At 48.0% G+C, this 12,102-nt stretch carries 5 protein-coding genes; all 5 read right to left on the bottom strand.

Translation table 11 applies throughout. From position 1 onward, the window contains the following. Nucleotides 1-35: 35 nt before the first annotated feature. The 5 genes from tsaA to CIK90_RS04690 all read right to left on the bottom strand — a co-directional run bounded on the left by tsaA (nt 36) and on the right by CIK90_RS04690 (nt 12,079). On the bottom strand, nt 36-725 hold the full coding sequence (gene tsaA / locus CIK90_RS04710) for a tRNA (N6-threonylcarbamoyladenosine(37)-N6)-methyltransferase TrmO (RefSeq protein WP_094464473.1): 690 nt from the start codon (nt 723-725) through the stop codon (nt 36-38). Nucleotides 726-787: 62 nt separating this feature from the next. Further along, nucleotides 788-3,241: a CotH kinase family protein gene (locus CIK90_RS04705; RefSeq protein WP_094464472.1), complete on the bottom strand. Its 2,454-nt coding sequence runs from the start codon at nt 3,239-3,241 to the stop codon at nt 788-790. 117 nt (nt 3,242-3,358) lie between these two features. After that, entirely contained in the window at nt 3,359-5,710 is a 2,352-nt protein-coding gene (locus tag CIK90_RS04700; protein ID WP_094464495.1) for a TIM-barrel domain-containing protein, read from the bottom strand. Continuing rightward, a complete protein-coding gene (locus CIK90_RS04695) occupies nt 5,710-8,067 on the bottom strand; it encodes a glycoside hydrolase family 2 TIM barrel-domain containing protein (protein WP_094464471.1) in 2,358 nt (785 codons plus the stop codon). The genes CIK90_RS04700 and CIK90_RS04695 overlap by 1 nt, the downstream gene beginning before the upstream one ends. 1,009 nt (nt 8,068-9,076) lie before the next feature. Further along, entirely contained in the window at nt 9,077-12,079 is a 3,003-nt protein-coding gene (locus tag CIK90_RS04690; RefSeq protein WP_094464470.1) for a TIM-barrel domain-containing protein, read from the bottom strand. Nucleotides 12,080-12,102: the final 23 nt, after the last annotated feature.

Genomic DNA, 12,102 nt, shown 5'->3' with positions numbered 1-12,102 from the left:
ATATTAAAAATTTCCGTCATCTACAAATAATGCGGTTATTTTTTTTCTGGTACAGCGATACAAGGGATAATTTTCTTGACATACAACATGTTGCCGTCCACACCGAATACCACTTCATAGCCATCGAAAGGCATCACATACTGCCGGTCGGGATCATCATGATAATGAGGACGAGGATCAAGCGCAAGTGCATCGGTCAGTGTCTGCACGATCTGTGGTGAGAGGGTCTTCGTCAGTTCGTCAGGTATAACCACCTCCAACCGCTGCCACTGTTTGCGATCGGTAAAACCGCCCCGTGCACCAGGATGACTATCCACATAAGCCAAATAAGGTTTGATATCGTAGATAGGTGTGCCATCCATGAGGTCAGCCCCTGCCACTTCCACTACTCCATCTTCGGGACGCACCGCCACAATACGCACCGATGAGAGTCCGAGATTATTGGGTCGGAATGGCGAACGCGTTGCCCAAACCCCGACGCGCTCGTTTCCTCCCAACAATGGTGGTCGCACGGTAGGATGCTTACGTGCATCGACATTTTCAGAGAATCCCCATATCAGCCAGAGAAAATCATACTCTTCCAATCCCCGCAGTGCCTCTGGTGTGGCATAATCGCGAGTGAGTTCTATGCGTCCATGCAACGTTTCTACGATACCACTCTGTCGTGGCAATCCGAATTTCGAGGTGAATGGTGATCGAAAATAAGCAATTGGTTGTATGTCCATAAGTATTCTATTTCGCGTTTAACGATGTTCAAATCATACTATTCTTCAACACTCCTTTTGATTTATCGTCGAGTAGAATCAGTTACTTTTGCAGCTTCATCGCCAACTTTCAGGATGCAGGTCTTGGCAGAAACTGCGAAGAAAAGCGGTGCACCAGTTGCTGTAGTCCGATGGAGTATTCTGCCTAATAGGTCATATACACACACCTTGGTACCCTTCTCCACCTGGTCAACCTGTAGTGTTCCTGCAGCAAACGACCAGTGCCATGTTTTGGTATCAGGTTGCGTGATGGCAGTAGGTTCACCTATTACAGCGGTAATCTCCACCTTGTCGCAATCGGGTAGCACCATAGTAAGGGTAGCTCCCGACTGCTGTATAGTAGTAGTGGCAATACCTTGATGCTGTACGATATTCCATGCTTTCACCTCCCGTCCGTCGGAGAGCACCCCATTGATCTGCATGGATCTATTCTTGAAGAATTTTCCGTCAAAGCATGCTTCTGTCAAGCGCACGCCATTGAATGTGATCGTCATGGCGTTTCTGTCGCTTTCAGCCATCGTGGCATTGATGGTGAGTGGAACAGGATTTCCCACTTTATAGAAGTCGGAAATCTGCTGATAGAAACTCGGAATACGTTCGTTAAGCCATTTATGTGCTGTATTCAATTCGTTGGTATAATTTGGCCACCACTCGTTGACAAGCTTGCGATGGTGAGGATATTCCGTTTTGATCTGATTATACATATCATCCCATAGCAGCCGTATATTCTTTTCCGACAAGAAGTCACCCAGATAGATGGCAGCACGGTCTATGAACTCCCGTTGAAAATCGGCATCTTCCATTAATCGGCGGAACAATCTTGTAGCCTCAGATGTATTTGCCCATGCGTGGTCTTTGTCATAATTGGGGTTGTAGAACCATTCAAAGGTTTTATAGGTAGCTGCCGAACCATAAAGCCCAAGTCCGAAGTCTGTATCTTTAGCCACCCATCGCCATCTGCCAGTTTCTGTGCGTGGTCTCCACCATACGATGTTATTGCCGGGAAAGTCCTGATTATTGTAGAAAAGATTCATGATCATCAGGTTGATATACTCCTTGCAATCCATCCATGTTTCATATTCTGCCAGGGTATGTCCATGTTCTTGATAGAACGCCTTGAAGCGGTTGAAATGTTCCCAATCGCCTTCTTTCAGTTCCCATCCGTTTTCTATCATATCAATATCCTCCAATCCCTCATAGTTGGTATAGATATTATCTTCGTTGCTTCGTTCACGGATGTTGAGCATACCGTTGTACTTTCCGTTGATATAGACAATGGCAGGACGCCATGCCTGCCAATCAAGATCGACATAGGCAGCCATAGACCGTTGGATGACAGCATCGCGCATGTAGAGATAGTCGAAGTCGTTGCCGGCATTGCGCAGTGCGAGTGACTTATAATCGGTGATACCCGGTCGCTGGTCAGGGAAAAATTCATATTGAAGGCGCTTCGTACCAAATCGCTTGTTGGCATAAATAGCCATCGACTTCATCATATTATCACGTGAAGCACCTCCCATGACACGTGTTTCGCAGAGTTGGTTGAGCTCACTTTTACTACCTGCGGCAGTAAAAAGTTCCAAGTTGATGGGGCGTCGCCAGTCGTATTTATAGTTTTCCTGACTGCTGTTATAGTTGCCTTTCACCAGTATTCCTTGTTTGTTATCATAGAAATACACATTCTTAGTAACGATGGAAATAACGGGAAGCGTCATCTGTCGTCCGTGGAAGATATACGACTGGGTGACTGACCGAGGTGACAGATACCCCGTACAGAATGGTTTTGCGCGCACCACCTGTGAGGCGCTGATGGTGATTGGAGCGGTATATTGCAAACTTGATGCTATTGGTTCGCTACCATCTGTAGTATATCGGATGACAGTTTCTGCAGGCGCTCCGTCAGGAAGTGACAGGGTGAGTTTGAGAGTCTGCGCATTTTCCATGACCCGTCCAGGTTCGCTGAATACCACATCGCCCAAGAGATCCTTGCAGGTAGATCCGCAGTTGGTGCCGCCTGGTGTTGGTATAGCCATATATCCCCATGTGTCGCTACCGTCTGTCTTGCGCCCATAGGCAATATTAGGCGCAGGCTGTTTTTTCATTTTGGTCAGTTTATCGACCACTTTATTGTTTTTGAACAGATAGATTTCGCCGTTCTTTCCCGACTCAAGGCGGAAATCAGTATGCATACCCGATGCTGCCTTGTCGCAATAGATGAGTACACGATATCCTTTGTTGATAAGTGATGCCGGCAAAGCCCATGCCTTTTGAGCATCATTGGTAAGTCCGATACTGTAGTTAGAAAGCTGTTCGCTACTTTCGCCATTGTTGTATAATTCCACCCACGAATCAGGAAATTCGTTCATGTCGTCCATGATACAGTCGATATTAGACTGCATGACTTCATTGATGACCAGTTGTGCGTGCATCGGTGCCGCCATGGTCATGGCTGCAAGTGCCACCCATATTGTTTTCATAGCATGTACCTATAATTGATAATAAAGCGTTATCGTATATACCAAAGAGGGATTGTAGTTATAAAAAATACCGGGGAATGAAACATTGTTGATGTTCATCCCCCGGCTCATGAATAGTTATTTCTCGATATGTTGCAGTTCCTTATCGCCAGGGCGGAACAGGAGTCCTGTACATTTGGTAGCATCGGCCTTATAGGCTTTCAGCTCGACCTTGTCCCATTTGATATCGCCTGTGTTTTGTGCGACAGGTACATGGGGAATGAGTGATCCATCCTTGACGAGGATGACGCAGGGAATCTCAGCAGTTGGGATAGTCTGATAGCCCCCCTCATAGACTTTTCCTGTCTGATAATCAATCCACTTTCCACGGGGCAGATATACGGTGCGGCTTTTTCCAGTTTCGAGCATTGGAGCAACAAGAATCTGCGAACCAAACATATACTCGTCTTCCACAAACCATGCACCTGGATCATCGGGGAATTCCACGAGCAGTGCACGTACCATAGGCAGTCCGCGCTCAGAGCAATCCTTTGCCTGTGCATAGACATAAGGCATGAGTTTGTATTTCATTTCTGCCGACTGGCGGAATGCTTTGGTAAAGCTTTCGCTGATGAGCCAAGGTTCGGTAGGAGGTGCTCCATGGGCACGTGTATGGCTTGAAAGGAATCCGAATGGCAGCCAACGACGGTAGAGATCGTCGGGACTCTTGGTGACAAAGCCACCCATGTCATGGCTCCAGAAGGAGAATCCGCTGAGTCCGAATGACAAACCGCCACGGAGATCGCCCAACATACCTACGCTACCAATCTCGTTGGTAGCAGCATCGCCACCCCAATGGAGCGGATAGCGCTGGCTTCCAGCCCATGCGCTGCGAGCCCAGATGACACCTTCATGGTCGGGAGTATTGTCGCGCACAGCCTGCCAGAGTGCTTTGTTGTAGCGCAGGGGATAGAGGTTGTGCTCATAGAATCCTGTTTTACCGCTGGCATAGATGCCATCGTATGGTGCAGCCTCACCGAAGTCACACTTGATAGCGCTGACTCCTTGTTTGATGAGGTTAGCGATTTTGCCTTGATACCATGCTACGGTCTTGGGATTGCTGAGGTCGAGCACCGCATCTTCATAGCTCAATGTTCCGTTGCCGTTGTGTACAGCCATGCCGCCATCAACGAGTTCACGGAAGTAGCGGTTCTTCGGTGTGAAGTAGGGCAACTGCCAAAGACAGGTATGGAAACCGTCTTTCTTCATCGACTTGAGCATGGCTACTGGATCTTTGAAACGATCTTTGGCAAACTCATAGTCGCACTGCCAATCTACGCCAAACCATCCTGTATCGAAATGGATAACATCTGATGGTATCTTGTTGGCACGGAGTTTACGGGCAATGTCGAGTCCTTCCTCCTGAGAGAAATAGGTGATGCGGCTCATCCATGTGCCGAAAGTCCAGAGGGGAAGCATAGGTGACTTACCAGTGACGTCGGTATAAGCATTGAGCACGTCTTTCGGTTCACCGAAGAAGATGAAGAAGTCCATCGTTTCGTCGCCCATAAAGAGGCGCTGTGCACCGATGTAAGAGGCGCCGAAATCAGCTGTTGTAGGTGCCGAGGTGTGCATGAAGATACCATATCCCCGATTAGAGAAATAGAAAGGCACGGGTTTATACATGCCATCGGTCTCTGGTCCTTGTGGATCGACTACCGAGATTTGCACTTTCTGTCCTACTTTGTTGAGCGATGTAAAACTTTCGCCGCAACCGTAAATGCGCTCGTTGGGTGAGAGCATCAGTACGGGATTGATGCTGCGCGAATTGTCTGAACCGCGTTTGATAAAGTTGAAGGGCAGGAGTTTCACCTGTGTACTGTCGTTATCGATGATGTGGCGGGTCTGTGTGAGCAGTTTGCCCTGTCCGTCGCGCAGCACGATACGGAACGGATACTTCTGTATTTCGAGTGATCCGTTATTGTTTTTATAGACAATAGCTTGGTCGGTAGCTTTCACGTTCCAGCGTCCACGACCGTTTTTAGCCTGTTCACCAGTTTGCTGTGCAATAAACTCCGGTGAGAACATGGGGTCGTTGGCATCGTCCATCTTCGGTTCGATGGGTGAAGTGAAGATGGTGACACGAAGCGTGCGGTTGTCTATTTTCTGCACTTTGATGCGCAGGTTGGGGTCGTTGTCATACTGTGTGTCGGGGAAATCGAGCATCTTCATGCGCACAGGCCAATAGCCATTGAGGTTGAAAGCCTGTCGCGGTACGAGACGGTAGCGTTTCCAGTTGAGCAGTCCTTCACCCTTGTTGAGGTCGAAGCCTGCCAGACTGTCAGCCAGGAAATAGGTGTTGGAAAAGTCAGAGAACTCGCCCGACATATCTTTTGCCTGGCATTGCAGATACTGTACACCTGCCGATGTCTGTATCTGTGCAACGGCTGCCATGGGCAGGATCGCTGCTGATAATAAGATTTTCTTCATCATAATTTGATAGTTGCTGTTGGTAGTCCGTATGATTTAGCTTTCAGCGTGCCATGTCCGTCGAGTACGACGAAGCATCTGCCGAAGAATGCTTTGCGCTTATTGTCCTTGAAGCGTTCGAGTGATGTCTGGTTTCCGTTATCCACACCGATGATGGTGGCATCGGTATCGAAAAACACTTGGTTCTCTGCCCAAGGGCATCGGTTGCCGTTCTCATCAACCACTTCCACCTTGACGAAGGTGGTGTTTTTACCTTGATAATCGATGCTGAGTTGCAAATGATGGGGCTGTCCGGCAGTATGGATAGTCTGCTGGCGCACCTCTTTACCGTCTTTGCGTGCCACGACCTTCACTTCTCCGGGTTCAAAGGTTACGCGCCACATCACATGATACTGGTGGCTATCTGCCTTGCGGCGCACGCCCTGACTCTTGCCGTTGATGTAGAGTTCCACTTCGTCGGCTTGATTGTAGTAGCACCACATATCGATTTGTTCGCCATCGAGCCAGTTCCAATGGGGGAAGAGATGCAGAACGGGGCGATTGGTCCATTCGCTCTGATACATATAATAGACATCTTTAGGCTGACCAGCCAAGTCGATGATGCCGAAATAACTGCTGCGAGCAGGATAAGAATAAGGTGTGGGTTCGCCGATATAGTCGAAACCGGTCCATATAAACTGTCCACCGACATAGGGAGTATGCTTCACCACATCCCATGTTTCCTCGTGAGTACTGCTCCATGAGGCATGCATGTTATCGTAAGACGAGCATTTGAACGAAGGATCGGTATAGGGCAACCACCATTCCTTAGGTGCTTTGATGACAGAGTCGCTGGGCATGGTGTAAAAACCCGTTGTCTGCAGGGCTGAAACGCTTTCGGTCATGATAAACGGACGACCGGGGAAATTCTTGGGTACATCCTTAATCCACTGATGATGATAGTTGAAGCCTACAATATCGAGCGCCTTACCCTTGAACAAGTGGTTGTCGGGTGATGGTTCGTTACATCCTGCGGTGATGGGACGTGTCGTATCGTAGCGGCGCACAATGTCAGCCAAATGGTCTGCCAACAATGTATTGACGCTGGTTTCGCCATCCTTGGCAAGGGTCGAAGCATCGTGTCCGGCATTGAGTATGAGGTTGGCTTGCTCAAGAGTCAACGTATCAGCATCGGCAGACGACCACTGTTCGAGCACCTCATTGCCGATGCTCCACATCAGTATGGAGGGATGATTGCGGTCACGCAGTATCAAGTCGGCAAGGTCGCGTTCATGCCATTCGTCGAAGAAGCGTGCATAGTCGTTTTGAGTCTTACGGCGGTGCCACATGTCAAACGACTCGTCCATGACGATAAGTCCCATGGTGTCGCACATGTTGAGTAGTTCGGGAGCTGGCGGATTGTGTGATGACCGAATGGCATTCACACCCATTTCCTTCAGTCGCACGAGTTTGCGGTGCATGGCATCTTCGTTGACCACAGCACCCAAACAACCGAAATCGTGGTGTTCGCAAACCCCGTTGAGCTTCATGTTCTTGCCGTTGAGCCAGAAACCTGTCTTGGCATCAAAGCGGAACGAGCGGAATCCGGTGTTGGTCCACACCTCATCGACCACTTTTCCACCTACCAGCACTTGCGTGCGTACCTTATAGATATAGGGGTCATCAACCGACCACAGATGGGGACGGCGCACTTTCAAACCAACTGCTCGTCCTTGGGCATCAAACACTTGGTTGCGCACCTTATAGGCTTTGCCCTGACTTTCCACATCGGCAGTCACGGAGATACGTCCGTCGGGATTGGCAACCACATGCATCCCCCAGTGTTTCACATGCACATCGGCGGTTTTGGTAAACCACACATGGCGGTAGATACCGCATCCGCTATACCATCTGGAATTAGGCTGATCGCTATTATCCACACGCACAGCCACCACGTTGCGACCGGCTATGAGATAAGGTGTGATGTCGTATTCAAACGAGCTATAACCGTAAGGGCGGTAGCCCACTTCCTTACCGTTGATATAGACACGGGCATTCATATACACTCCGTCGAACTCAATGAAGTAGCGTTCTCCTTGTTTTTTCTGCAGATTGAAAGTCTTGCGATACCATCCAATGCCGCCAGGAAGTGCTCCCCCACCCGCTCCTGATGGGTTAGAACAGAGGAAATCACCCTCCACAGCCCAATCGTGTGGTAGGTTTAGTGCACGCCAATGCGTATCATGATAATCGGTTTTTGACATTTGTGCCGAGTCTGCCAGCACAAATCGCCATCCGTTGTCAAAGTTCTGGCGGTCGCGTGCCTGTGCGGTCAACATACAGCCAATGGCACATGCCAGAATAAAGAATCTATACATAAGAAATTAGTATTGGTAAATCGTTGGGCAAAGTTAGCGATTTTCAGCAAGAAGACAAAGGCTTTCTGTCTTTTTTTTACCTCCACCCAACGGCAACTGCTATGATTTTTCCAGCAAATTTATGAAGATGGATGGAAATGAGAACTTTCATTACACAAAAAACAATTTCTGTCTATCGTCGTATTAAGCATCATTTTAATTTGAATCTGCGCTTAACCATACGGGGCTGTTGAATGATATTGAGACGAATCAAGGATGTAGCGCACCAAAGGATGAATCTAACAAAAACAGAACAATGAGCATCGGCGAACTTCCTTTATATTATGTACGCGTATATGCGCACGCACACGCGACGTCGTAAAAATCGACCACTCGACCACCAGAATCAGATAAGTGACTACAACACAACACCATAACGGGTGGTCGAACCTTCTGTTTTTTAGATTTTCGACCACCATTCGACCACCCCTGCAACGCCCTGAGGATACAAAACATAAACAATTAACTAACGCCATGAAAGGACAAAAGTAAAGTGTGATCCTATTTCCCTTATAAAAAGCTATCGTTTATCAACGTTTTTCCAAACCTTGATAATCTTTTTATCCAACGTTGGATAATACCCTTATCAAATATTGGATAATACTTTTATCAAATATTGGATAATACTTTTATCAAATATTGGATAACATCTTTATCAAACGTTGGATAACATCTTTATCAATCGTTGAAAAGATCTTTTTCAAACGTTAGACAATACTTTTGCCAAACATGGGGTAATACTTTTGCAAAACATGGGGTAATACTTTTGCAAAACATTGGAAATGCCTTGGCAAAATAACGGGCAATATCTTGTACATGGTAAATGGAACATTTAGGCAACTTGTATATAGAAGAAGGGCGATGTCAGTACGATGGTTATGCAGGTGGTCAATGGGTAGTCATTGGGTATTATATAAGACAAGAAGGGTGTGCCGTATGGCACACCCCTCCTATTGCAATATCTTTAAAATCAGAGTTTCACGCTAACAGCCTTACCGCTGTACTGCACCATTTTACCCTCAGGATTGTCGAGGTTGAGGTCGCGGGGCTGGTCTTTCTTCACGAGTACTACATTGAAACGACGGTTTTTCAGCATACCCTTGAAAGCACCATTGCGCTTGCCGAAGCTGACAGTTTTGTCGGCATCGTTATAGGCAATCTCGATGGTGGCATACTTACCCTTCTCGTAGTTGTAGTTGGTTCCCTCGTCTTCGTAGAGTTGGAACGATCCGTCCTGACCCTCATAGACATAGAGATTGATGAGTTCGGCAGGTTTCTCGTCGCACCACTCCATGGCAGGACCAAATGGAATGATGGCACCTTCACGTACGAAAACAGGAATCTTCTCGTAGGGTGCATCAACTACCAAATGCTGACCACCATCATAGTGTTCGCCAGTATAGAAATCATACCAACCACACTGTTTGGGGAAATATACGCTACGGTTGCGAGCCTTGTAGTAGCCAACAGGACAAGCCATGAGCGCAGGACCAAACATCCACTGGTTGCCGATATTCTCCACTTCCTTATCGCCATTGAAATCCATAACGAGTGCACGCATCAGCGTATAGTCTTTGAAGTGAGCCCATGCAGCCATGCTGTACATATAAGGCATCATGCGATAGCGCAACTGGTCGTAATAAACAAACGACTTATAGGCAGGATGATTGTCGGGAGCGATGTTCCAGATTTCGCGAGTAGGCCACTGACCATGCGAACGGAACAAGGGGATGAAGGCTCCAAACTGATTCCAGCGAGCCTGGAGTTCACGCCATTCCTTCAAATCTTCGTTCTCTTCACCTGTTTCGTTGAAGAGTTTCTGAGCCGCAACATAGCGGTTTTCTACACAGAAGCCACCTTGGTCCATTCCCCAGAAAGGCACACCCGACATAGAATAGTTGAGTCCGGCAGTCATCTGAGCGCGCATATCCTCCCAACGGGTGCCGATATCACCACTCCAAGTGGCTGTAGAATAGCGCTGTTCACCAGCGAAACCGCTACGGGTGAGCAGGAACACACGAGGTTCGTTGGCTTTACCCTTCCATACCGAACGCTGTCCGTTGTAGATAGCATCGGCATTGACGGTAGAATAGGCATTGAAATATTCGGTAGAAGTGCCGAGGGCAGTAGGTCCGCAAAGTGCTTTGCGATACCACATCGGAGTGCAGTCGCGCACATTAGGCTCTGAGGCATCCATCCACCAAGCATCGATGCCAGGCACACCATTCTTATTAAACTTGCTATAGAGATGGTCGTCCATCTGTTTCCAGAACAGTTTGCGAGCTCCCTCATCATAGGCATCATACATCGAACCACGGAAGCCAAGCCAGTCGTGGATATCGTCCTTGACAGCCTGACGATACATCCATCCCTTCTCGTCGAGTTCCTTATAGTGTTCGGTGGTGTCGTAGAACTTAGGCCATACACTAATCATGAAGCGTCCGTGCATAGCGTGAACAGAGTCGAGCATAGCCTGTGGGTTGGGATAACGGCTTGCTTCAAAGTCGTGAGCACCCCAATCGGGCAGATTCCAGTAGTTCCAGTCCTGCACGATATTGTCGATAGGAATGTGGCGACGACGGAACTCTGCGAGGTTATCCTCGATGTCCTGACTGCTCTGATAGCGTTCGCGGCTCTGCCAGAAGCCGAGCACCCATTTCGGATAGAGCGATGCTTTTCCTGTCAAAGTGCGATAGCCGCTGATGACGTCATCGAAATTCTGACCTGCAATGAAGTAGTAATCCATATCGCGCGCCATCTCGCTCCAGATGCTGAGTTGCTCACGCTCTGTCTTATTGCGAGGTTGTGAGACACGCAGTCCGCAATAGGAATCGCCACCATCGGGTTGCCACTCAATGCGCAACTGTGCCTTCTTACCCTTGGTCAGTTCGGTGCTAAACTTATAGCTGTTGGGGTTCCATGCGGTACGCCAACGCTCAGGCACCACCTCCTTGCCATCGATATACACCTTGATATAACCGGCATAGTAGAGGATAAACTGATAGAGTTGCTTCTCATTCTTGCCAGCCTTGGCACAACGACCACAACATTCAGGCTCGATAAATCCTTCGTATGTCACAGTGGCACCTTGGAGATTGAAGCCCTTGGGGAGGTTCTTCAGACCGCCATTATCGGTCTTGTTGGCAATTTCTGAAGTTGGAGGGCAAGCATACTCATAATAGATGCTATCCTCATCGCGCACCAGTTTCTTACCATTCTTATCGACGTAGGTACCAGTCAGATGACCTTCTTTACCGCGACGGTCGTAGAGTTTGAAGGCGCGGTTCAGCTGCAAATAGTCGTTAGGATTGCCAAAGCGGCAATAACTGTAGCTGTCCCACAGGATACCATAGTTCTTGTTGGAGAGTACGAAAGGAATAGAGACCTTGGTGTTATATTGGAACAGGTCTTCGTTTTTGCCTTTCATATTAAATTCCTCAGACTGATGCTGTCCCAATCCATAGAAGGCTTCATCGGAAGGACTGTCGAAAAGCATCTGCCAAGTCAGTCCGTGCTTCATCTCTTCGGTCACTCCACCGATGTTGCGTACACCGTATTCGCGCTCAGGGACTGTGAAGTTCTGGAATTTCTTGCCATCCTTAGCCTCTTTAAGCAGTTGTTTTCCTGTGGCATCAAAAAATACGATCGCACCCGTTGCCTTATTGACTACGGCAGTCACATTCTTCGCTTTGACTATTACAGACTGCTCGTCCTCACTTATCGTATAGGTTTTTTTTGCAGGAGCTATCTGCGGTACAATCATCAGACTGGGTTTCTTGACAGGTAATGCACTCTCGGATGTGGCGCGCACACGGATGATGTTGTCGTTCATCACCTCAAGACAGATAACTTTGGCCTGACCACCATCGGGTTTGACCATTACCTTGTTGCCATTCTGCTGCACTTCTGCTGCAGCCATTGTCAATGCGGTCATTGAGAACGCACCGACCATGAGGGTTTTAATAATATTCATTTGATCATTTAGGGTTATTATAT

Source organism: Prevotella sp. P5-126, from assembly GCF_002251185.1.
Taxonomy (GTDB): domain Bacteria; phylum Bacteroidota; class Bacteroidia; order Bacteroidales; family Bacteroidaceae; genus Prevotella.
The sequence above is the reverse complement of the archived record's forward strand: the minus strand, read 5'-3'. Positions and strand labels throughout refer to the sequence as shown.

Bases quoted from the DNA above. Each gene is read 5' to 3' on its own strand.
- CIK90_RS04690 (WP_094464470.1), bottom strand. From the start codon at position 12,079: ATGAATATTATTAAAACCCTCATGGTCGGTGCGTTCTCAATGACCGCA.
- CIK90_RS04700 (WP_094464495.1), bottom strand. From the start codon at position 5,710: ATGAAGAAAATCTTATTATCAGCAGCGATCCTGCCCATGGCAGCCGTT.
- CIK90_RS04695 (WP_094464471.1), bottom strand. From the start codon at position 8,067: ATGTATAGATTCTTTATTCTGGCATGTGCCATTGGCTGTATGTTGACC.
- CIK90_RS04705 (WP_094464472.1), bottom strand. From the start codon at position 3,241: ATGAAAACAATATGGGTGGCACTTGCAGCCATGACCATGGCGGCACCG.
- tsaA (WP_094464473.1), bottom strand. From the start codon at position 725: ATGGACATACAACCAATTGCTTATTTTCGATCACCATTCACCTCGAAA.